General features: G+C 54.5%; 19 protein-coding genes and 3 pseudogenes. 15 read left to right on the top strand and 7 right to left on the bottom strand.

The genetic code is table 11. The features are described 5' to 3' along the window. Positions 1 to 117 precede the first annotated feature (117 nt). From ACMZ66_RS13785 to ACMZ66_RS13715, 15 genes and pseudogenes are all read left to right on the top strand, one after another. Positions 118 to 1,008, top strand: coding sequence for a 3-keto-5-aminohexanoate cleavage protein (locus ACMZ66_RS13785; RefSeq protein ID WP_416937847.1), 891 nt, complete (start codon positions 118 to 120; stop codon positions 1,006 to 1,008). Beyond that, entirely contained in the window at positions 1,001 to 2,002 is a 1,002-nt protein-coding gene (locus ACMZ66_RS13780; RefSeq protein ID WP_416937845.1) for an ABC transporter ATP-binding protein, read from the top strand. The genes ACMZ66_RS13785 and ACMZ66_RS13780 overlap by 8 nt, the downstream gene beginning before the upstream one ends. 79 nt (positions 2,003 to 2,081) lie before the next feature. Continuing rightward, positions 2,082 to 3,188 carry an extracellular solute-binding protein gene (locus ACMZ66_RS13775; protein WP_416937843.1) on the top strand — a complete coding sequence of 369 codons (1,107 nt, stop codon included), beginning with the start codon at positions 2,082 to 2,084 and terminating at the stop codon, positions 3,186 to 3,188. Positions 3,189 to 3,249: 61 nt separating this feature from the next. Next, positions 3,250 to 4,098 (top strand): ABC transporter permease, encoded by an 849-nt coding sequence (locus tag ACMZ66_RS13770; RefSeq protein ID WP_416937841.1) that lies wholly within the window; start codon positions 3,250 to 3,252, stop codon positions 4,096 to 4,098. After that, positions 4,041 to 4,892 carry an ABC transporter permease gene (locus ACMZ66_RS13765; RefSeq protein ID WP_416937839.1) on the top strand — a complete coding sequence of 284 codons (852 nt, stop codon included), beginning with the start codon at positions 4,041 to 4,043 and terminating at the stop codon, positions 4,890 to 4,892. The genes ACMZ66_RS13770 and ACMZ66_RS13765 overlap by 58 nt, the downstream gene beginning before the upstream one ends. 17 nt (positions 4,893 to 4,909) lie before the next feature. Next, the gene (locus tag ACMZ66_RS13760) at positions 4,910 to 5,800 is read left to right on the top strand and encodes an acyl-CoA dehydrogenase family protein (RefSeq protein ID WP_416937837.1); all 891 of its coding nucleotides are present in this window, start codon (positions 4,910 to 4,912) and stop codon (positions 5,798 to 5,800) included. A 7-nt stretch (positions 5,801 to 5,807) separates the two neighbouring features. Next, positions 5,808 to 6,065 (top strand): acyl-CoA dehydrogenase family protein, encoded by a 258-nt coding sequence (locus ACMZ66_RS13755; RefSeq protein ID WP_416937835.1) that lies wholly within the window; start codon positions 5,808 to 5,810, stop codon positions 6,063 to 6,065. Then, positions 6,062 to 6,861: pseudogene (locus ACMZ66_RS13750) on the top strand (CoA-binding protein); the annotation flags it as partial. The gene ACMZ66_RS13755 and the pseudogene ACMZ66_RS13750, both read left to right, overlap by 4 nt. 126 nt (positions 6,862 to 6,987) lie before the next feature. Then, a complete protein-coding gene (locus ACMZ66_RS13745) occupies positions 6,988 to 8,154 on the top strand; it encodes an acetate--CoA ligase family protein (protein ID WP_416937879.1) in 1,167 nt (388 codons plus the stop codon). Next, the gene (locus ACMZ66_RS13740; protein ID WP_416937833.1) at positions 8,151 to 9,287 is read left to right on the top strand and encodes a serine hydrolase domain-containing protein; all 1,137 of its coding nucleotides are present in this window, start codon (positions 8,151 to 8,153) and stop codon (positions 9,285 to 9,287) included. The genes ACMZ66_RS13745 and ACMZ66_RS13740 overlap by 4 nt, the downstream gene beginning before the upstream one ends. A gap of 46 nt (positions 9,288 to 9,333) precedes the next feature. After that, a complete protein-coding gene (locus ACMZ66_RS13735) occupies positions 9,334 to 9,714 on the top strand; it encodes a carboxymuconolactone decarboxylase family protein (RefSeq protein WP_416937831.1) in 381 nt (126 codons plus the stop codon). A 149-nt stretch (positions 9,715 to 9,863) separates the two neighbouring features. Further along, positions 9,864 to 10,610: a hypothetical protein gene (locus ACMZ66_RS13730; protein ID WP_416937829.1), complete on the top strand. Its 747-nt coding sequence runs from the start codon at positions 9,864 to 9,866 to the stop codon at positions 10,608 to 10,610. Positions 10,611 to 10,963: 353 nt separating this feature from the next. After that, positions 10,964 to 11,941 (top strand): AAA family ATPase, encoded by a 978-nt coding sequence (locus ACMZ66_RS13725; RefSeq protein ID WP_416937827.1) that lies wholly within the window; start codon positions 10,964 to 10,966, stop codon positions 11,939 to 11,941. A gap of 115 nt (positions 11,942 to 12,056) precedes the next feature. After that, positions 12,057 to 13,052 carry a S8 family serine peptidase gene (locus tag ACMZ66_RS13720; protein ID WP_416937825.1) on the top strand — a complete coding sequence of 332 codons (996 nt, stop codon included), beginning with the start codon at positions 12,057 to 12,059 and terminating at the stop codon, positions 13,050 to 13,052. Beyond that, positions 13,049 to 14,449 carry a S8 family peptidase gene (locus ACMZ66_RS13715; RefSeq protein WP_416937823.1) on the top strand — a complete coding sequence of 467 codons (1,401 nt, stop codon included), beginning with the start codon at positions 13,049 to 13,051 and terminating at the stop codon, positions 14,447 to 14,449. Before ACMZ66_RS13720 ends, ACMZ66_RS13715 begins: the two co-directional genes overlap by 4 nt. 145 nt (positions 14,450 to 14,594) lie before the next feature. On the opposite strand, the gene ACMZ66_RS13710 is transcribed toward ACMZ66_RS13715, so the two are convergent. From ACMZ66_RS13710 to ACMZ66_RS13680, 7 genes and pseudogenes are all read right to left on the bottom strand, one after another. Then, on the bottom strand, positions 14,595 to 14,957 hold the full coding sequence (locus ACMZ66_RS13710; RefSeq protein ID WP_416937877.1) for a TIR domain-containing protein: 363 nt from the start codon (positions 14,955 to 14,957) through the stop codon (positions 14,595 to 14,597). Positions 14,958 to 15,233: 276 nt separating this feature from the next. Beyond that, a pseudogene (locus tag ACMZ66_RS13705) lies at positions 15,234 to 15,755 on the bottom strand (integrase core domain-containing protein); the annotation flags it as partial. 35 nt (positions 15,756 to 15,790) lie between these two features. After that, positions 15,791 to 16,920 (bottom strand): IS3 family transposase gene (locus ACMZ66_RS13700; protein WP_416937821.1). Its coding sequence is split into 2 segments (ribosomal slippage): positions 15,791 to 16,686 and positions 16,686 to 16,920, totalling 1,131 coding nucleotides; the frame shifts between segments, so codons are not numbered across the junction. A gap of 51 nt (positions 16,921 to 16,971) precedes the next feature. After that, positions 16,972 to 17,627: pseudogene (locus ACMZ66_RS13695) on the bottom strand (transposase); the annotation flags it as partial. A gap of 152 nt (positions 17,628 to 17,779) precedes the next feature. Further along, the gene (locus ACMZ66_RS13690; RefSeq protein ID WP_416937819.1) at positions 17,780 to 18,682 is read right to left on the bottom strand and encodes a 2-dehydro-3-deoxygalactonokinase; all 903 of its coding nucleotides are present in this window, start codon (positions 18,680 to 18,682) and stop codon (positions 17,780 to 17,782) included. Next, positions 18,679 to 20,262 carry a tryptophan 7-halogenase gene (locus tag ACMZ66_RS13685; protein WP_416937817.1) on the bottom strand — a complete coding sequence of 528 codons (1,584 nt, stop codon included), beginning with the start codon at positions 20,260 to 20,262 and terminating at the stop codon, positions 18,679 to 18,681. The genes ACMZ66_RS13690 and ACMZ66_RS13685 overlap by 4 nt, the downstream gene beginning before the upstream one ends. Further along, the gene (locus ACMZ66_RS13680; RefSeq protein ID WP_416937815.1) at positions 20,263 to 21,639 is read right to left on the bottom strand and encodes an alpha-glucosidase/alpha-galactosidase; all 1,377 of its coding nucleotides are present in this window, start codon (positions 21,637 to 21,639) and stop codon (positions 20,263 to 20,265) included. It lies immediately after the preceding gene. Positions 21,640 to 21,676 lie beyond the last annotated feature (37 nt).

Genomic DNA, 21,676 nt, shown 5'->3' with positions numbered 1-21,676 from the left:
GTAACTGCCTTTTGATGGGGTGCAATTTTTCGTCACTATAGCAAAATATATGGCGAATAATCGACAAAAATCTTGCACCTCTGCGCGCCAAGCTGAGGAAAAGGGGAGCCTGTTTGAATGAACTACGACGTCGTCTTGACCTGCGCGGTCACCGGGGCCGGGGATACCACCGGCAAAAGCCCACATGTCCCGGTCACACCCAAAGAGGTCGCAGATGCGGCGATCGAAGCGGCCAAAGCGGGCGCTTCTATTGCGCATATCCATGCCCGTGATCCTGAAACGGGGCAGGGGTCGCGCGATCCGAAATTGTTCAAGGAAATCGTCGACCGTATACGAGACAGCGGCACAGATGTGGTGATCAACATCACAGCTGGGATGGGTGGCGATTGGATATCTGACGCTAGTGACCCTGCGATGCCCGGCCCCGGCACTGATATGATCGGCCCTGAAGAGCGGCTTGCCCATGTCAAAGAATGCATGCCCGAGATTTGTTCGCTGGATTGCGGCACGCTGAATTTTTCCGACACCGATATGATTTATATCTCGACCCCGCCTAGCTTGCGCAAAATGGCGGCGCTGGTGCAGGAATGGGGTGTGAAGCCTGAATTGGAAGTATTTGACTTGGGCCATATCCGCTTTGCCAAGGCGATGGTGGAAGAAGGGCTGATCAACGCGCCGCCGATGTTCCAATTGTGCCTTGGCATCCCATGGGGTGCGGACCAGACGGTTGAGACGATGGCCGCAATGAAAGCGCAACTGCCGCAGGGCGCAAGCTGGGCCAGTTTCGGGATCAGCCGTGGCCAGATGCCAATGATGGCAGCTGCTGTAGCCTTGGGTGGCAATGTGCGGGTTGGCCTTGAGGACAACATCTATCTTGATCGTGGAGTGCTGGCGACGAACGGGCAGCTTGTTACCCGTGCGCGCGAGATTATCGAACGCATGGGCGGTCGGATCGTCACACCGCAGGAAGCGCGCAATAAGTTGGGCCTGAGGGGCGCGGATGACTGATCCCTCCAAAACCGGAAGCCTACAAATCCGTGATGTGACCAAGATGTTCGGGACGTTTCAAGCGGTCGACGGTGTCACGCTGGACATCGAAAAGGGCGAATTTTTGACGCTGCTTGGCCCTTCGGGGTCAGGCAAGACAACGTTGCTGATGATGATCGCGGGGTTCTTGGACATCACCAATGGCGACATCGCGCTGGATGGTGCCTCCATCGCGCAGGTGCCCGCCGAAAAACGCAACTTCGGCATGGTGTTTCAGGGTTATGCGTTGTTCCCGCACATGTCAGTGCGCGACAACATTGGCTATGCGTTGAGCGTGCGCAAACGCCCCGCCTCCGAGATCAAAGCCCGTGTCGATGAGATGCTGGAGCTGGTGCAGTTGCAGGATTTCGCTGACCGCAAACCAACGCAACTTTCGGGCGGCCAGCAACAACGCGTCGCTTTGGCGCGGGCCTTGTGTTTTGCACCGCCTGTTCTGTTGCTGGATGAACCCCTTGGCGCGTTGGACAAAAAGCTGCGGGTCGAGGTGCAAGAACAGCTCAAGGACATTCACAAACGGGTCGGCACGACATTTATCTACGTCACCCACGACCAAGAAGAAGCGCTGTCGATGTCGGATCGCATTGTGATCATGCGCGACGGTGCTGTTGAGCAGGTGGGCACACCCAAAGAATTGTACGAACGCCCTGCCACCAAGTTTGCGGCCAGCTTTCTGGGGAAATCAAATTTCATCACGCAAGGCGGCAAGATGTACGCGCTGCGGCCGGAAAAAATCGACCTACGTTTGGGGCAAGGTGGCGTGGATGCCCGCACCAGTGGGACTATCCGCACCATCACCTATTTCGGCTCCATGCAGCGGATCATTGTCGACACCGTTAAGGGTGACGAAATCGAAGTCGATATCGACGTCTGGCGCAATCAGGAAACGCTGAGCGAAGGCGCGGTCGTTGATCTGCTCTGGCAGGATGATGCCGCCGTCGCATTAAAGGATACTTAGAGTTCAAAACAGAGCGCCGAAAAGGCGTCACAACACAATAGCCGGAAACACTCCGGCGCACCAATAAGGAGGACTAAAAATGCAAGACAAACAGTTCATGAAAGAAATGCTCACCGATGGTGCTCTTGCCTACAAAGAAGGGCGCATGGATCGCCGTACATTCCTCGCCCTTTGCGGGGCGTCTGGCGTGGCACTCAGTGCTGTAATGGCGGGTGATGCCGAAGCTGCGGCAGACCACGTGGTTATGTGGAACTGGGGTGGTCAGTCCGAGGAATGCCACGGTTCGGCCATTGGTGACGCGTTCACTGCGTCCACCGGCAAGGGACTGAAGTTCGACACCTCCGGCCCGCTGGAAGGCAAGATCAAAGAGATGGTCGACAGCGGTAATGTCACCGCAGACGTGGCAGACGCGGACCTGTTCAACGCGGTATCGCTTGGGCCAACAGGACACCTTGAGCCGATTGATTATTCCGTTGTCTCCAAGGACAAAACCCTGCCCGGTTATGCGCTTGAATATGGCGTTTCGGTCATCCTGTATGGCTATGCTTTTGTCTACGACACCGAAGCCTACGGCGATAACCCACCGCAAAGCTGGGCTGATTTCTTTGACACTGCCAAGTTCCCCGGCATGCGCTCGCTTTATAAATGGGCCAACGGATCACTTGAGGCCGCGTTGATGGCGGACGGTGTGGCCGGTGATGCGCTCTATCCCCTCGATATGGACCGTGCACTTGCCAAGATTAAATCCATCAAAGACGACAGCCTCTATTGGGGCTCAGGATCTGAAGCACATTCGATGTGCGTCAATGGTGAAGTCTCCATGGGGATGATCTGGCAAAACCGGGGCCGGAACATTGAGAATGACACTGACGGGCGTTACAAACTGGTCAACAATCAGGCCATGGCGATGCCGGGTGCTTACATTGTGCCGAAGGGAAATCCGGCGGGTGCCGCCGTCATGCAGTTCATCGCAACCGCGCAGGAGGTGCCAGCACAACTGGCTCTGCTTGATTGCCTTGGCATGACGCCGTCCAACCCAGCGGCCTTTGGCGAAATCCCCGAAGATCAGCAGGATTATGCGATCACATCTGCCAAGAATATCGACAGGATCGTCTATAACGATCCCGATTGGTGGGGCAAAAATGGCGGTGATGCAGTAAACGCATTCCTCGACGCGATAAGCTAATTCTTCCTGACCTGCCGCCCGACACTTCGGTGTTGGGCGGCCTTTTTGAAACGAACCCCAAATGCACGCCCTGCGCAAACACATACATCCCGGCTGGTTGATCATCGCGCCTTTGTTGGTGCTGGTGGTGGCCCTCTATTTGGGTCCGATCCTGAACATCCTTTGGCTCAGTGTCACAGACCCTGAACCGGGGTTTGGCAACTATGCCAAGCTGGGCGAAAGCGATGCGTTGGTTCGCATTCTTTGGACCACGGTTCGCATCTGTATCATCACGACGATGTTCAGCGTCACGCTGGGCTATTCGATTGCCTACGCTATGGTGCACTGCCACCAGCGCCAGAAGAATTATATGCTGACGTTGCTGCTTGTGTCCTTTTGGATTTCCATCCTTGTGCGGACCTTTTCATGGTTGATGCTGCTGGGGCGCAAAGGGCTGGTGAACGTTGCACTTGAGGACATCGGGCTGATTGCCGAACCGATAGCGTTTATGCGCAATGAACTTGGCGTGCTGATCGGCATGATCCACTACATGATCCCCTATGCGGTGCTGCCTTTGTTGGTGTCAATGCAGGCGATTGACAGCCGCGTGATGGATGCCTCGCGCAATCTGGGCGCATCGGGCAGCCAGACATTTTGGCGGATTTACCTGCCGCTGACGACGCCGGGGGTGGTAGCCTCCACCTTGTTGGTGTTCATCCTGAGCCTTGGGTTTTACGTGACACCCGCCGTGCTCGGCGGCGGCAAAGTGTTGATGGTGGCTGAATATATTTCGGTCCAGCTTCTGGTGACGCTGAAATGGGGGACGGCTGCGATGCTGGCCGCCTGCATGCTGTTTGGCGTGCTGGCGATGCTGTGGATCATGTCGCGGTTTATGAAACTCAGCACTGTGTTCGGGGGGGCAGGGCGATGAAGGTCGGGCTGTTCTCGCTTTTCAACCGTGTGGGCGCTTGGGTTCTGCTGTTGTTTCTGGTGACACCTGCGCTGATCGCTATTCCCGTTTCCCTGACGCCAAAACGGTTTTTGTCGATGCCAAAGGGTGAATTCTCCCTGCGCCATTTTGAAAAACTGTTCACAAGCGAAGAATGGCTGTCGAGCTTTTTCCAAAGCGGTGTCATCGCTATCTCCACGTCGGTGTTGGCCACAACGCTTGGCACGCTTTGCGCCATCGGCTTGTGGCGGGTGTCATCTAAATACAGCGAGTTGGTGCGCGCTTTTCTGCTGCTGCCGCTGATCATTCCACAGATCATTTCGGCCATGGCGTTCTACCGCCTTTGGATACCGCTGGGCCTGCTGGACAGCTATGCGGGACTGATCCTTGCCCATACGATCCTTGCCGCCCCCATGGTGCTGATCACGGTCAGCGCATCGCTGGCCACCTTTGATCCCAAGCTCGAACAGGCGTCAAAAAACCTTGGCGCTTCGAATTGGACGACCATGCGCCGGGTGATCCTGCCCTCCATCAAACCGGGGGTGTTTGCGGGCGCGCTCTTTGCCTTCATCCTCAGCTGGGACGAGATTGTCGTGACACTTTTCATCTCGAAATTCAGCGTCTACACCCTGCCGCGCCGCATGTGGAACGGCATCCGTGAAAACACTGATCCTACCGTGGCAGCCGCCGCTGTAGTGTTGATCGCCATCACCTTCATCGCCTTTGTGATCTTTGCGATCCAATCGCGCAGAAACGCCAACAATAGCGCATCTTAAGCGAGGACCTTATGAACATGGAAACATCCGTTGAAAGCGACCTGTTGATCAACACGGTCCGCCGCTTTGTCGAAAGCGAAATGTTCCCTTATGAGGACGAAGTAGACCGTCTGGGCTATGTCCCCGAAGAGATTGGGCGCGCGATTGAAGCAAAATCCAAAGAGCTGGGTCTGTATGCCTGCAACTTACCCGAAGAGGTTGGTGGCGGCGGTTTGGGTATCTCGCAAATGGCGCTCATTGAACGGGAGTATGGCAAGACCAGCCATGCCCTGCAAAGCTGGGCGGCGCGACCCACCGAGCTGCTCATGGCCTGCGATGCAGAGCAACGCGAGCGTTACCTTTTCCCTGCCGTTCGTGGTGAAAAGCGTGAATTGTTTGCCCTGACCGAACCCGACGCGGGATCGGATGTGATGGGTATGAAAACCAATGCACGCCGCGAGGGGGATGATTGGATCCTCAATGGTTCCAAGCATTTTATCTCTGGCCCCTGCATGCCTGATTTCGCAATTGTTTTTGCCGCAACGGGGGTCGATGAAACGCCTCGTGGGCCGCGCAAACGGGTGACCGCGTTTCTGGTGGACGTCGGCATGGCTGGGTTTGACTGCCGCGAAGGCACGCGCTGCGTCAGCTATCGCGGCTACAAGACGTTTGAGTTGCATTTCGATAATGTGCGCCTCGGGCCCGAGCAAGTCTTGGGCCAAGAGGGGCATGGGCTGGAGCTGTCCGGCAAGTGGCTTGGGATGGGGCGCATCTGGGTTGGTGCTACCTGTTGTGGCAAGGCTGAGCGCATTTTGGAGATGGCGACCGATTGGGCGGCAACGCGTAAGCAATTTGGCAAGCCGATTGGCACGTTTCAGGCCACGGGCTTTCGTTTGGCGGATGGCGCGATGAAATCTGCGCGCTGCTGATCTGCTGGTGAATGACGCTGTTGCCCGCGCTGAAAAAGGTGTGATGAGTGATGCCGATGCGGCGATGGTCAAAGTCTATTGCGCGGAAATGCTGGGCAAGATTGCTGATGATGCGGTGCAAATCTTTGGCGGTATGGGGTTGATGGAGGAAATGCCGATCCAACGCTTCTGGCGCGATAGCAGGCTAGAGCGTATCTGGGACGGCACAAGCGAAATCCAGCGTCACATCATTACACGCTCCATCTTGCGGCCGCTTGGTGCATGACCCCTGAACGCCGCGCAAATTTCCAACGCCTGTTGAGGCCGCGCCACATCGCTTTTGTCGGCGGGCGCGATGCAACTATTGCGATCAACGAAGCGCGCAGGCGTGGCTTTGCCGGACAAATGTGGGCCGTGAACCCCAAGAGGACTGAGCTTGATGGGCTGCCATGTGTTGCCTCGATCAATGATCTGCCCGAGGCCCCCGATGCGGTCTACCTCGCAATTCCGGCGGACGGTGTGGTTGGGGCGTTGCAAACCCTCGAGCAGATGGGCGCAGGAGGGGTTGTGTGTTTCTCGGCGGGGTTCAAGGAAACTGGCGATACGGCCGCCGAACAAGCGCTGATTGATGCCACAGGTGACATGGCGCTGATCGGGCCCAATTGCTACGGGGTTATCAACTACATCGACAATGCCGCCCTTTGGTCGTTCGAACACGGCGGCTGGTCCCCTGGATATGGGGCGGCGATCATCACGCAATCGGGCATGTTTTCATCGGACATCACCATGAGCCAACGCTCCTTGCCGCTGGCCTATATGGTGTCTGCGGGCAATCAGGCGGTGCTGGGCCAAGAGGACTTTCTGGATGTCTTTGCCGATGACCCTGCGGTGCGGGCCATTGGTCTGCACATCGAAGGGTTGCAAGACATCCCCGTTTTGAACGCGCTGCACTCAAGGCATTGTCCAAGGGCATTCCCGTTGTAGCGCTCAAGACCGGCAGTTCCGAAATCGGGTCGGCATTGACCGTTAGTCATACCGGATCATTGTCAGGCGCGACCGAGCTTTACGAGGCGCTGTTCGCGCGTACCGGTGTCATCAGCGTGACGAACCCCTCGCAATTTCTCGAGACGCTCAAGTTTCTATGCGTGGTCGGTGCCCCCAAGGGGCGGAATGTGGCGGGATTCACCTGCTCAGGTGGGGGTGCCACGATGCTGGCGGATTACGCCGAAAAGATCGGGTTGGAGTTTCCGCCGGTTGATCCTGTGCAGGAAGCCGCACTGATCGCGTTGTTGCCCGAGATCGCGACTGTGTCGAACCCGTTGGATTATACCACGCCGATCTGGGGGCAGGGTGATTTGACCTATCCCGTCTTTGCGCAGGCCATCGCAGCAGTAAATGCGGATGCCGCTGTCCTTGTTCAGGATTATCCCGCTGCAGGGCTGGATGCCTCCAAAGGATACTATCAACAGGATGCAGCCGCCTTTGGGCGGGCGGCCAAAGAACAGGGCCTGCCTGCCGCGATTTGTGCGACTTTGCCTGAGAATATGGACGTTGAGACCCGTCAGTTCCTGATCGCTGAGGAGTTAGCCCCGATGCAGGGGATACATGAGGCGTTGAATGCGATTGCTCAGGCGGCCACTTGGGCAAAGGCCCGTGCGCGCATTTCCTTGCGGATGCCAGCAACGTTGCTGCCTGCGGGGCAATTCGGTCCGCTGGAAATGCTGACCGAAGACCAGGGCAAAGACTGGCTGTCCGGCAAAGGCGTTGCGGTGCCAAAGGGCAAGACCGTGTCTGGCGAAAAGGTCGCAGAGGCTGCGTGCGAAATTGGCTTTCCTGTGGCGCTCAAGATGATGAGCTCGCTTTTGTCGCATAAGACCGAAGCGGGGGCGGTCGCACTAAGCCTCGGTTCCGCCGAAGCAGTGCGTGCCGCCGCAACACAAATGTCCGCAGATGTTGCAAGTCACAGCTCCAAAGCCGTCACAGACCAGTTTTTAGTCGAAGCCATGTCGCTGCCGCCTTTGGCCGAACTTATCGTCACCTTGCGCAGTGATCCGCAGTTTGGCGCTGCATTGGTGTTGGGCAGCGGTGGCGTTCTGGTTGAGTTGGTAGGTGACGCGGTGACCCTGCTTTTACCCGCATCCCCTGATGAGATTGAGGACGCTTTGCAAAGCTTGCGCGTCGCAATGTTACTTGCGGGGTTCAGGGGCCGGCCAAAGGCAGACCTTTCCAAAATCGCGGCGCAAATCCACACCCTTTGCCAAGCTTACCTGCAAGAGCGTGACACCATTGCCGAGATTGAGATCAACCCACTGTTTGTCTATTCCGACCATGTCTGCGCGGTAGATGCATTGCTGCACCGCATGGTTGCATCATGAGCGGCGCGCGGATCATTCCGAACCCCGATCTGACCGTGAGTGCAGACAACAAACAACGCTGGAACCAGCCTGCACATCGCCGTCACGGGTTTCACAATGCGCACCATCTGTTTCGCCGCACGCTAATGGTGCGGTCGCGCAATGTTTTGGTGTTGGAACCGCCAAAGGGAAGGCTGCCCGATCAGCCAGCGCGCTTGCAACACCTGTTGAACCATCTTGCATTCTCGTCGCTCTGCTGCATTCAGGGCAACCGTATCGTGATGGAAGCGGCGGCGGATGACTTCACAACAACGACACCGCATTCCATTCAATCTGTCTCCAAGCTGCACATCCATCTGATTGTCGGGCAACTTCTGGAACAGGGTCTTATGTCGCTAGAGGCCAAGGTTGCAGACTATCTGCCAGACATCGGAACAGGGTATGCGCAAGCCACGGTACAATCGCTGTTGGATATGGCCGTCAGCAACGATTTTTCCGAGGACTACAGTGACCCGCAGTCGGATTGTTATACTGAGGAAGTCGCCTTGGGCTGGCGGTTGCCCGCAGATGATCTGGCAGAGACCACTTTGGTCGATTTCACCAACGCGATCACGGGTTTTACCCCGCCGGTCCCGCAAGAATACGCCGCATATAAATCTGCCAATACCGACGTCCTGACCCGCATTGCGGCCGCGGTTTCGCCACGGCCCTTGGCGCTGCATATCGAAGATATCGCCGATGCCGTCGGATATGAGGGCGCGTTTCACATCAGCCGCAGCCCTGACGGTTTTCCCGCCTTTTCCGGCGGGGGCTGCCTGAGTGCGCGTGACCTTGCGCGATTTGGATTGTTGTTTGCGCGGGCAGGAAGCGACATACTGGGTAAACCCTTTGCGAATGAAGCTTTCATCGCCCATAGCCTGTCGCGCGATGCCCCCAAACTCACCCCTCCAAAGGACTGGCTTCGGTATTCAAACCACCTGATGACAGACGGGCGATTTGTTGGGCATGCTGGTTACGGCGGGCAGTTTCTGATGGTCGACACGCTGTCGGGGACGTCCTGCGCCTTTCTCAGTGTCTTGGAAAACGAAGCAGGTTATGACGATGCCTATATGGGCCTTGTTGCCCAAACCCTGCGAGAGCTGTGCGACCAATGATGCGCCCATAGGGCCGATATTAACAACGAAATAGAGAGGCGAAGAGATGAGCGCATTTGATGAAGACCTGTTCCTGAAAGGGCTTGAGCAACGCAAAGCCACGCTGGGCGCTGAATATGTTGAGAAAAACCTCGCGGCGGCGGATGATTTCACCCGGCCCTTCCAAGAAGCGATGACCGCGTGGTGCTGGGGTTTTGGCTGGGGTGACGATGTCATTGATGCAAAGACGAGATCCATGATGAACCTGTCAATGATCGGCGCCTTGGGGAAAATGACCGAATGGGAAATCCATTGTCGAGGTGCGATCAGCAATGGCGTCAGTATCGATGAAATTCGAGCGATCATCCACGTAATCGGTATTTATTGCGGTGTGCCACAGGCGCTGGAGTGTTTTCGCGTTGCGCGCAGGGTGATCGAAGAGGGATGATGGAATGCGGCGCAGGGCGTTTTCTAATTGGAATGCTGATTATTTAACATAAGATAGATTATGCGTATTTTATCAATAATATATTTAATGTTGCAATAATATACTAACGGAGTCATGCTGCTTACACCCTACTCGATAGGATGCTTCACATGCTTCGCACATTTCGAAAATACTCAATTGTCGCCGTACTTGCACTTGTTGGTTCGTCTGTGGGCCTTGCCAATCGTGTTCAGGCTCAAACGTATCAGATCGACTGCGCAATATTACTGTGCCTCTCTGGCGGCTGGCCAACATCAGTTCCATGTGCCCGTGCACGCGCCGAATTCATCCGCCGGATCACGCCTTGGCCCGTTGAACCGCCATTGCAGATTTGGCGGTGCCCGATGGGCGCATCCTATGATCCGGTTACCCCGTCGGATAATCGAGATCGTTTTTACGATATTTTGTTCACTAGTCAGGATCGACCGCGACCGCTTTTGTCGCCTGCAACCGAACCTCTGTCTTCTGAAAATGCCATTTTAAATCTTGCCGGACTAAAGTCTCACCTGCTTCCGGAAGGATTTGTGCTCCAGTTGGTCCAAGACCGCGCTGACATCGACATCAGTGGGCCCGAATTCAACTTTGTACGCTCAATCCGCGTCTATGATGTCCGATACGCACGCCAAAACAAGTCTGGCCGTGACGGAGATTGCAACCGATCTGCTACCATTTACCTCGGTACCTATGGAACCCAAGGTGATTTTTCATGGGCTCGGTCTGCTCCAGCAGCTCTACCCGAGGCACATACTGGCCTTGAAAGATGGGGATACAATTGCCCGAGCATTTACCATCGATCGGTCTTCGTTGATTGGCGTGATTACGAAGGAAACTACGGCTTCGAACAGGTCAATTACTGACGGTTTGTAGGTTATTATGTAACATATTGCTAAGAGCAATGCTGCAAGTTTGATGTCCAGCCTTAGATCGATAGTGCAATAAATGTTATTGTCGGCGCGCAGCCTTTCCTCACTTTCCCGTTATTTTGTAGTTCAGCACCTACACATGATCATTTCGATTATGACACAGATCATGTTTGGAATGCGAGCGGCTGCCGAGGCGGATCATTTCAATCGACAAGAGCACCAGTTTTTGCGACAACAAGTTAGAAATACATGGTACGAACACATAAAATTACGCTGAAATGCGCCTTTCGCGGGTGCTTTTGAAAAAGGGAGGGACGCGCATGTCAAACACCAAGCAAATCCTCGCCATGCTTGAAAGCCGCGCGGATGGCGATGATGAGCAGTTTTATGCAATAGCGTTGCAGATCGCGGCTTCCGAGGCCCGTTCCGGTCACAGAACAACCGCAGAGCAGTTGAGATCCGCCGTTGAGAAAGCGCGTGAAAATGTTTCCCGTGGCCCCAGCGTCGCTGTCCCTTTCGCGACACCCCGAGGAGATCTCGCCGATCTAATTGAGCTCCGCGCGCCGCGTTTTGATCTGGACCATGTCACGTTAAACGCAACACTCCGGGGACGCCTTGATGATTTTGTTCGCCAGCAAAGCAAACGCGATTGGCTTCGCGAACATGGCAAGACCCCGAGCAGGCGTGCCTTGCTTGTAGGGCCTCCGGGGTCAGGAAAGACAATGACGGCCGAAGCGCTGGCGGGCGCTCTTCATCTGCCATTGTTCGTCATCCGATTGGAAAGCTTGATCACGCGCTACATGGGCGAGACGGCCGCAAAGCTGCGTCTGGCGTTTGATGAGACTGCGCGCCATCGGGGAGTCTATCTTTTTGACGAATTTGATGCAGTGGGTGGCCACCGTGGGGCTAGCAACGACGTGGCCGAAATGCGGCGCGTCCTGAACTCATTTCTCCAGTTCATGGAAGAGCCAAACGCAACTGACAGCCCGATTGTTGGGGCGACGAACTATCCCGAATTGCTCGATCCAGCCCTGCTGCGGCGGTTCGACCTTGTTCTCGAATTCCAACCGCCATCCGACGACGAAGTGCGCGCAATTATTAAAGATAATCTGCGCCCGATGAAGTACCCGCGTCTCGCTTGGAAGCAAATCCTAGCTGACGCGCAAGGGTTCAGCCAGTCTGAGATCGCGCGGGCCGTTGAGGACGCCGTAAAATCTGCAATCTTGGACGAGCGAAATGTTGTAACGACGCAAGACCTGACCAACCGCCTTAAAGAACGCCGCGCGATGCGTGACGCATTCCGCCCGAACAAGGCGCTTTCGTAAAACCATGACGACAAGGTATTCGTTACCCCATATCGATTTGATCGGTCGCAGATCTCGTACGGCGTATAAATCTACAAATGACCGCTTTCCGGGTGGCAAACAGCCACGGGACCGCGTGGCACACGGGGAACGTTTACGTGGCGACCTGCAATCTGCCTTTAGCGCATTCGATGCCGATCGCCCCGTTGACCCACGCGTGGAGCCTGTCAAAGGAGCTTTTCTGGAAGTTGAATTGCAACGTGGGGCTTCGGCAGACAAGCTTGAGCGTAAGACTAGCGGTGTCAAACCTCTCGCGGCAAATCTTGACGAATCAGAAAGCCGCATCGTCGGTCTCTTCGTCCCTGACGACGCACGACCCGCTCTCGCGCAAATCCTGGAAGACTACCACACGGGGCCCTTGTCGGAGACAACTGACAACCCACCACAAAAGAGCTTTGTCGAACCCATCGAAAGCTTCCGACAAGCCCGGCTAGAGACATTCTGGACTGATGATCCGCAATTTCTGCCTACAGACCCCGCGCAGTTCATCTGGTGGGAGGTTTGGTGCACGAAATCAGCGGAGCCTGATCTCGAACATCTGGCTGAGACCCTAGATGCAAGATGTGCCGCAGCGGAGCATCGGCTGGAGTTCCCCGAACACATCGTCGTCCCCATTTATGCAAATAGGGCGACGATTGAGATCATGCTATTTGCGCGCTTTGCCATCATGGAGTTGCGACGCGCCACGGATAACCCATCGTTCTTTCTCGACACCCTGGATCGGGACGAGCAAATCGAATGGACCCAAGATCTCGCCGAACGCGTCACCTGGCCGGGTACGGACGCGCCTAGCATCTGTTTGTTTGATACTGGCGTCAACCGCGCACACCACCTTATCGAACCAGCCCTTGCACCAGACGAGCTGGACAGCGTTGTGCGCGTGTGGGGTGTGGACGATTCAGGGCCATTTCCGGGACATGGCACCCAAATGGCCGGGCTCGCGCTGCATGGTGATTTGACCTACCGTCTTGCTGCCACCCTGCCCTATACGCTTTCGCACAGGTTGGAATCTGTCAAGATACTACCTCCCCAGGAGCAGATCCAACCGAAGAGCGGTTCTACGGGTCGGTGACAAAATCGGCTGTCAGCATTGCCGAGATCAATAATCCGCAACGACGGCGTGTTTTCTGCATGGCTGTCACAAATGAAGGTGTGTCCGGTGCACAACCAACCACCTGGAGCGCCGCGATAGACCAAGAAGCAGCAGGTGTCACATTTGACGGTACCGATGCGCCTAAACGCCTGTTTGTCATCTCTGCCGGAAACGCACCAAATCCAATCATGATGCGGGATGTGCAACCACGTGATGTATTGCCGATTGAGGATCCAGCCCAAGCATGGAACGCTCTGGTCGTGGGCGGCTACACCGACAAGATCGATATTCAGGAACCAGACCTTTCTGACCACACCCCTATGGCAGATGCTGGAGATCTAAGCCCCTTTACGCGCACATCCACCCTTTGGACAAAAGGACGTGCGCCCTACAAACCCGATATCGTCATGGAAGCTGGGAACAGAGCAGTTGATCCGATGGCGCAAACCGTCGTGGACACGAATTCTCTGTCAGTGCTCACCTCAGGGCCCGATGTTGACGGCAATCCCCTCGTTGCGTTTCGCGCAACAAGTGCTGCGACGGCCGAAGCTGCACGACTGTCCGCGCGGCTCATGGCAGCGCACAGCGCTTACTGGCCTGAGACGATCCGGGCATTGATGGTTCATGGCGCGGAATGGACCGACAAAATGCGCTATGCGCTTGATCCTCTTGGTAAAACCGACGCGGCAGCTCTACTTCGTCATTATGGATACGGCGTGCCTACATTTGAGCGTGCGTCCGCATCTGCCGAGAACCACCTTGCGCTTGTCGCTCAATCCGAAATCCAACCCTACACTTCAAGAGGTGGGCGCAGCTTTTTCGACTGCCACTATTACGATCTGCCATGGCCGGTAGCTGCGTTGGAACAGCTTGGGGACCAAGAGGTGAAACTTAAAATCACTTTGTCTTATTTCGTTGAGCCTAACCCCGGTGCCCTTTCCACTTTGGACCCTTACCGGTACCAGTCCTTTGGTCTGCGCTTTGATCTCAGGCGGCGCAACGAGTCCGCCAAAAACTTCAAGAAGCGCGTGAACATGGCCGAACGCAGCGACAAGTTCGATAAGCCACCTCCAAGCAGTGATGATGGCAAGTGGCGGTTTGGCCCGGACGCTGTATCTTGTGGATCTTTGCATTGCGATGAATGGTCAGGGCCAGCCGCACACCTGTTAACGCGCGACCTTGTTTGCATCAAACCAGTCGGCGGGTGGTGGCGTGGCCGTGCCGATACGAAAGTTTGTAATAAGCAGGCAAGATATGCCCTCGTGGTTTCGCTCAAGACCGATGATCAGGATGTGACATTCCATACAGATATCTCGGCCATAATCGACGGGACGCTAAAGGTCGGGACAGAATTGGATATCGACATTGGTCTTTAGCGCCAGTTGATTTGCGAGTGCGAAAGCAAATAGTGGTTCTTCATCAACCGAAATCGCGTATATGATCACTTACCGCATGCGCTAAGCTCAACAACATAAGGAGATTGGGCAATCGAAGCTCTCATGCGTGATCTTGATTGCACCGCTAACGACCCGCCAATTTAGCAGCTTCTTCGATGTGCTTCGCTAGGTTTTCTTTGTTTGAATACTTGTAGGTCTTAAAGCCATTCTTCGCGATTTGGGTAGGCGCTGCGCCAACACGATCATCAGGAAAGCTTGGATCAGTAAGGTGATGTAATTGGATGCCGACAAGCCCATTTCCCCGCTCAAGGGACTGGTCCATTTCGTAATTTATCCATTCTCTGTTGCTGATACCGTGGGTAATGCAAACAACTGTAACCGATGTTCCTTTGAGCGCGTCGTCAATCATTTTTTTGATGCGCGTCTCGCTCTTTTTGGCGTCCTCCCATAGCGACCGATCGGTAAAACCTGCCGCAGAAGCGCCGATACTTTTGATACTGATACACCCGCAGCTCTCGCGACATCTTTTAGAGTGACCGAAGTCTGCATGACTGCTCCTGGCTTTGTGACGGGCAACTTTCTCGAGATACGTTCTTCAACCTTCGGATCGATTGAGGCGAACAGTTCACGACAAACTGACGAAACAACCAGTCAATCAACAAGATCAACTGGCGGCTTCGTCCTGATCGCATCCAGTAAACTGGCGGGAGGACACCCTTTTACGATGTGATAACTATTGACCTGCCCCCCGAGGCTCCCTCATTCATAACGAGAGTCTGCGGGTCTGGTTTTCATAATCGTCGTCGTTGGTTTGGGCAAGCGCGCCGGGCGCGGAGCCGTCAAGTTGCTCAAGCGTCCGGCGCGCTTCTGCGGGCGTTTGATTTCCGAGCGATGAGTGCGGTCTGACATGGTTGTAGTCGTATCGCCAAAGCGCCAGTTTGCGCCTGGCATCGTCCAAACTGTCGAACATCTCCTCATTCAAGAGCTCGTCGCGCAGGCTGCCGTTGAATGATTCGATGAAGGCATTCTGCTGCGGCTTACCCGGGTCGATGTAATGCCAGTCCACGCCATTGTCGTTGGCCCATTTTAGGATCGCGCGACTGGTGAACTCTGTCCCGTTTTCGCTGACAATGCTGGCAGGCTTTCCGTAGACACGGACCAGTGCATCCAGCTCCCGTGCCACCCTTGCGCCCGAGATGCTTGTATCTGCCATCAGGCAAAGGTTTTCTCGGCAGCAATCATCGTTCACCGCCAGGATGCGGAACCGGCGCGATGCCCCAAATGGACCTGTCGCGTATTTGTGCCGCTCCAAGTGCTCGTTTAAGCCACTTTCCGTTCGAAGGCGACCGGGCTTTTCCAGCCCAGTGCTGAGTGCCGCCGCCGCGGATTATAGAAGCCATTGATGTATTCGAAGATTGCCATCTCAGCTTGCCGCCTGGTTGCCCATGACCGCCGCCAGATCAGCTCGGCCTTGATGGTTTTGAAGAATGTCTCGACGGCCGCATTGTCATAACAATTACCTTTGCCGCTCATGGAGACCCGGAAGCCGTGCTGGCGTAGGATCTTCTGGTAGTCATGCGAACAGTATTGGCTGCCGCGATCGCTGTGGAAGATGCAGCATTTGGGTGGCGCTCGGAAAGCGATGGCCATTTTCAGGGCCCGGATCGCCAGGTCACGCTTCATGCGATTGCTGACAGCCCAACCAATGATACGCCGGGAATGCAGATCGAGGATCACTGCCAGATACAGCCAACCCTCTCGGGTCCAGATGTAGCTGATGTCGCCCGCCCATTTCTGGTTCGGCTGATCTGCTTTGAAGTCGCGATCCAGCAGGTTCGGGGCGATGTTGAACGTGTGATTGCTGTCCGTGGTCGCCTTGAACTTGCGCGTTCTTTCAACGGTGATCCCGTTTTCGCGCATCAGGCGACCGACGCGCCGGTGTCCGACATCGACACCAACCTCCTTCAGTTCTTCGGTCATTCGTGGGCGGCCGTAGCTGCCCAAGCTCAGACGCGACTGTTCCTTGATGTGGGCCAGAACGACCAAATCAGTGCGTTGCCTGCGGCTGGCGGGACGGTTCCGGAAAGCCCGCAAGCCACGCGAGCTGACATTCAAAACCTGGCACAGCCGGTCGATCGGGAAGGCCCCACGCTGTTCTTCGACAAACCGAAACCTCATGGCTTTTGGCTCGCGAAGAACTGGGTGGCTTTTTTTAGGATATCCCTCTCCTCCTTGAGGATGCGGTTCTCGCGCCGAAGTCGTTCGTTCTCCCGCGCAAGCTCGCGATCCTCGGGCGATACCACATCCGTGTCGCGGTGAGCCGTCACCCATTTGTTCAGGGTCGAAAGCCCAACACCAAGATCGTCGGCAACCTGACGCCGTGTTAGCCCGCTGGTGAGTGCAATTCGCACCGCATCTTTGCGAAATTCATCCGTTCTTCCTGTGCCCATAGTTCGTCTCCTTTGCTGCACATTATGCTATCAAAGGAGCGGCACCAAACCGCGACAGGTCCAAAACGTGTCCGACAGGAAGTCCAGCGACCAGCGTTCACCAGGTCTCAGAGCCTCCGGCATCGGTGTCCGCGAACCACGGGCCCGTTTGCGGCCTCTTCGCCGCCTGACGCCCAGCTTCTCATCCGTATAAAGCCGATAGAGCTTCTTGTGGTTCATGATCATTCCCTTGCGCTCCAGCATCACGCCGATCCGCCGATAACCAAACCGGCGGCGCTTATGCGCGATGGCCTTCATCTCTTTGCGTATGTCAGGATTGTCAGGCGGACGGTCGCGCCTGACGGTTTTAGGATCGACACCAACGAGCCTGCACGCCCGGCGCTGCGAGATGTCGTGATCCCGCATCGCTCTGAACGCTGCATCCCGCCGCTCGGCCGGTGTCGTCAGTTCTTTCCCAGCAAGTCCTTCAGAACAACGTTATCCAGCATCGTGTCCGCCAGAAGCCGCTTGAGCTTCGCATTCTCATCCACCAACGACTTCAGCTTGGTGGCATCCGACACCTCCATGCCGCCATACTTCGACTTGAATTTGTAGAACGTGCCCTGGCTGAGGCCATGCTTGCGGCACACCTCCGCCGTTGGCATTCCGGCTTCCTGCTCTTTGATCATCCCAATGATTTGGGCCTCCGTGAAACGGCTCTTTCGCATCTGTTTGCTCCTTCAAAAGGTTGAGCAAACTCTACATCAGAACGAGGGAAGTTTCGGGGGGCAGGTCACTATCAATGTTCGCCTCCCGGCAGTCTTCGTAAAAAACCACAAAAAATTCCGGCATCTCACGAATTCGGATTAGTGTGGGATGGCTATGCAGTCGCAATTTCTTCAGAAGCAACGCGCATTAAACCGTCCAAAACTGCAGTATTTCCGCTCTCAACCGTAACTTTGACACTAAGTTGTTTGAGCGCGCGAACATACAATTTTGAAAGGTCTTGAGCACCGACCACAATGACAGGCAACCCGTCCCAGAATTTTTTTGCTACGCCAAGCTCTTGACCGACAAGCATTCCGGACAGATTTGCACGAGCAGATGTAGGTTCGACATCAGCCAATAGGGAACCTGCACGAATGCTAAACATGGTTTCGGTTGTACTGTTGGGATCTTCGCTCGCTATAGAAACTGCCTTAAGAAACTCGCCGACATCAGTCCCCACCTCAGAAACTGAGTGGCGAAGTACTGACTGCTCCGACAAAAGCGCAAACATCTCCCCCGTCATAAACGTCCGAAAAGAGACTACATTCCCGTTCTTTACGCGGACCCATTTCGAATGAGTTCCCGGTAAACAAATTGAGCCATCGAACTTTGGATTGTGAGCCAAAAAGCCAGCGATCTGTGTTTCTTCGCCGCGCATAACATCAGCAGGCGATGACTGGCAAAGGCCTGGAAGTATCTTAACGTCGATCCGGCGATCAGTTGTTTTTACATTAGTCAGTTGAGAACTGGAAACTGGGGTGCATGGGACAGCCCTATATTGAGCCTCAACCCAACCTTGACGTGCTCCAACCATGCCGCAAGCGAAGACGGGGATACAACGTTCATTGTCCAACCAATCGTCAATAAGTTCAACAAGAGTTGCTTCGAACTCTTCGGGCTTCAAACTGGACATACCCTTTGGAGAGCTCTTCTCTTCCATTGCGAGGCCATTGTCATCTATTGCGAACGCACGCAGGTTTGTCGTTCCCCAGTCAACCCCTATCCATGAAATCATAACGTTATCCCTGTAATTTTTGAGCCCGCGTGAACCCAATCAAGATAGGCCCGATGTCCCATCGCTTTGCTGGCAGCACTTTTGAATTCTGGAACAGCGCGAAGAAGTGTCTTTCGCGCATGTGCTCTCACCTTTGGAAAAGCATCCATCTCAGCTTTGGATGGTCCGCGAGGCAGAATTCCCAAGCCTGCCAAAACCGGCAAATGAAGTTGTTCTTCTACATGAGGAAGGTTCGCGGGAAAGTTGGGAAAGTGACCGCGGTTCACTGGCTCATTAGCCCAAACCGACAATCGTTCCCGCACACTCCTAGTGATGCCTTTTTCTGTCATTTCACGCCAAAAAGGGCTGTCTTCGCGACCACCCGCGTAGTGCAAGTTTATGAACTGTGCGAAGTCATCAACCTGTCCAGCGACTGTATCGTTGTACAGCTCACGTGCGAGCCCGTACGCACCTCTTGTAAGGTTGCTCGCCTTAGTTTGGCTCAATAAAATAAGCTGAACAAGCGATCCATGGATGGAAGTTGCCTCCAGAGGTTCTAGAAAGCTCTGGGACAAACCAATAGATACGCAGTTGGATATCCATGCCTTTTCTTGGCGACCTGGATCGATTGTAAGTACGCCTCGTGGTTCAATTTTATGGCCAAGAGTCGTTTCAATTTCTCGCTGGGCTTGATCATCGGTGATGTGAGAGCCTGAATAGACGTATCCGCAACCCATTCGATCGCGGGTCGGAATCCCCCACATCCATCCAGACGACTGTGCATGCGCTAACGTACATGAAGGAATGTCTTGTTCTGGGTCGTGATCTAACCAGAACGGCATGGCTCGGTTCAACGGTAAGAAATCACCATATGAATGCCACTTGCCACCGAGCTCACTGATGATCTCGCGGCGAAACCCTGTGCAATCGATGACAAAATCGACATTCAGAGGTTCCGCATCGAGGAGCTTCAATGCGGTGACATCGCCTGTTTCCGAGTTGCGTTCTAACCCAGATACTTCTGCCAGAATATGCTCGACACCCACCGCCTTGCGAGCAAGATACTTGCCTAACTTGGCCTGATCAAAATGATAGGCATAGTGGAACTGGCTAATATGAACCATCTTACCAGTCTTACTCATCATATACGGCGACTTTTGGCCGCGCATTAGATGTGTAAACAGGTGTATATCTTCAACTGGTTTTTGAGATGCTATCCGTGCTGTGTGAATCCAAGATCCTTTGGCCCCGCTTGGAGCAGGAAACAACTGATTGGGATCATCAATCGGCCCATAGTAATCACCGCGATCCTTCCGCCACCCTTTGTGATGGATACCAAACTTGAAGGTGGCACCTGTCTCTTTAAGGAACTCTGCTTCGTCAATGCCGAGATCTAAAAGAACCTGCCTAAAGATCGACGTAGACCCCTCTCCTACCCCAACCGTTGGGATATTTGGCGACTCTACAACTGATATCTTTGGAACAGTGTGTGCTGAGTTTCGAAGAGCCTGTTGTTCATAACCATTCTTAAGCACGAGGGCTGCGAGCCAACCCGCAGTCCCTCCACCTACAATGGCAATATGGCCGCCTTGTTGCGGCAACTAGACCTCTTTCGAGACAGCTGGCAACTGCGCCCATTTTGGAAGCCATTCACCATGAGCCGCTCTCATTTCATTGACCATTTGCTCTATTTGTTCGAGATCAAGCTCGGCCGCTGTATGCGGGTCCATGATCGCAGCATGGTAAATGCGATCTGGGTTTTCGGTCATCAACGCATCAACAACCAGACCGTGTACCGAAACATGAGATTGCATAATTGCAGCTAGGTGTGGCTCGACTTTACCAACTGCGACCGGCTGAACACCGTTGCGGTCGACAAGACATGCGACCTCAACTGCACAACCATCCGGCAGATTTTCGATCATGCCCTTGTTCGCAACATTTCCATAGATGACTGACGGCTTTCCTGTCCAAATGGACTCGATGATGTCAGACGCAAATTCATTGCTTGGCTCAAGATCCATGGGTGCCCCGCCCTCAAGGTCTTTTGCCTGTTGGTCCCACCCAGCAGCTTGTTCAATACAACGCTTCGGGTACTCATCGATAGGGATCTGAAATTTTTCAATGAGGTCTTCGCGGCCTTTCTTGATAAACCACGGCACATATTCGGCAAAGTGCTCTGAGCTTTCAGTCACAAAGTAGCCAAGGCGCTTCATCATTTCGTACCGCACGAAATTCTTGCAACGAGGCATTTCCATGCTCTCATCGGTCGGGAACCGCCCCTCCGCATAGCCAGCCTGAAGCGCAGGGTACAGATCACGGTAACTGCCATCTTCCATGATCTGCTCAAATTTCGAGAAGAACGCTATGTGGTTGATACCAGAGCAGTCGAAACGAATTTCACTCTCTTCAAGACCCAGATCCGTCGCAAGAGCCTTAACCGTATGCTGAATTGAATGGCAAAGGCCGACGACTTTTATCTCGGGGTACTTCTCAGTAATCGCCCAAATATTGATCGACATTGGGTTAACGTATTGAAGGAGCGTCGCTTCTGGGCACAGGTCCATCATGTCATCACAGATTGACCAAAGATGCGGTACAGTACGGACGCCTCGCATGATCCCACCGATCCCAAGAGTATCGGCTATGGTTTGCTCAAGGCCAAATTTCTTAGGGATTTCAAAGTCGGTTATGGTGCAAGGGTCATAGCCACCGATCTGAAAAGTAACGATCACAAAATCAGCACCGTCAAGCGCTTCACGCTGCTTCAAGTGAGACGTAATTTTTGCTGGCACATCGAGCGTAGTGACCATCCGATCTGCAATCTTAACCGACTGAGCAAGCCGCACTGGATCGATGTCCACAAGTGCAACATGCGCTCCACTCATAGCGTCGCGTTGCAATACATCACCGATGATATGCTTCATAAAGATAGTTGAACCGGCACCGATGAAGGCAATTTTGGGTGATTTAGACATCTTCAAACCTCATTGAATATCGTTTGAACAACGATAC

The organism is Thalassospira sp., assembly GCF_048059015.1.
Taxonomy (GTDB): domain Bacteria; phylum Pseudomonadota; class Alphaproteobacteria; order Rhodospirillales; family Thalassospiraceae; genus Thalassospira.
This window is presented reverse-complemented; position numbering and strand designations above follow the sequence as displayed.

What these genes read in the sequence shown, in the direction of transcription:
- ACMZ66_RS13690 (WP_416937819.1), bottom strand. Translation starts at nt 18,682, where the DNA reads ATGATTTCATGGATAGGGGTTGACTGGGGAACGACAAACCTGCGTGCG.
- ACMZ66_RS13775 (WP_416937843.1), top strand. Translation starts at nt 2,082, where the DNA reads ATGCAAGACAAACAGTTCATGAAAGAAATGCTCACCGATGGTGCTCTT.
- ACMZ66_RS13740 (WP_416937833.1), top strand. Translation starts at nt 8,151, where the DNA reads ATGAGCGGCGCGCGGATCATTCCGAACCCCGATCTGACCGTGAGTGCA.
- ACMZ66_RS13780 (WP_416937845.1), top strand. Translation starts at nt 1,001, where the DNA reads ATGACTGATCCCTCCAAAACCGGAAGCCTACAAATCCGTGATGTGACC.
- ACMZ66_RS13730 (WP_416937829.1), top strand. Translation starts at nt 9,864, where the DNA reads ATGCTTCGCACATTTCGAAAATACTCAATTGTCGCCGTACTTGCACTT.
- ACMZ66_RS13725 (WP_416937827.1), top strand. Translation starts at nt 10,964, where the DNA reads ATGCTTGAAAGCCGCGCGGATGGCGATGATGAGCAGTTTTATGCAATA.
- ACMZ66_RS13735 (WP_416937831.1), top strand. Translation starts at nt 9,334, where the DNA reads ATGAGCGCATTTGATGAAGACCTGTTCCTGAAAGGGCTTGAGCAACGC.
- ACMZ66_RS13680 (WP_416937815.1), bottom strand. Translation starts at nt 21,639, where the DNA reads ATGTCTAAATCACCCAAAATTGCCTTCATCGGTGCCGGTTCAACTATC.
- ACMZ66_RS13785 (WP_416937847.1), top strand. Translation starts at nt 118, where the DNA reads ATGAACTACGACGTCGTCTTGACCTGCGCGGTCACCGGGGCCGGGGAT.
- ACMZ66_RS13760 (WP_416937837.1), top strand. Translation starts at nt 4,910, where the DNA reads ATGGAAACATCCGTTGAAAGCGACCTGTTGATCAACACGGTCCGCCGC.
- ACMZ66_RS13770 (WP_416937841.1), top strand. Translation starts at nt 3,250, where the DNA reads ATGCACGCCCTGCGCAAACACATACATCCCGGCTGGTTGATCATCGCG.
- ACMZ66_RS13745 (WP_416937879.1), top strand. Translation starts at nt 6,988, where the DNA reads ATGCTGGCGGATTACGCCGAAAAGATCGGGTTGGAGTTTCCGCCGGTT.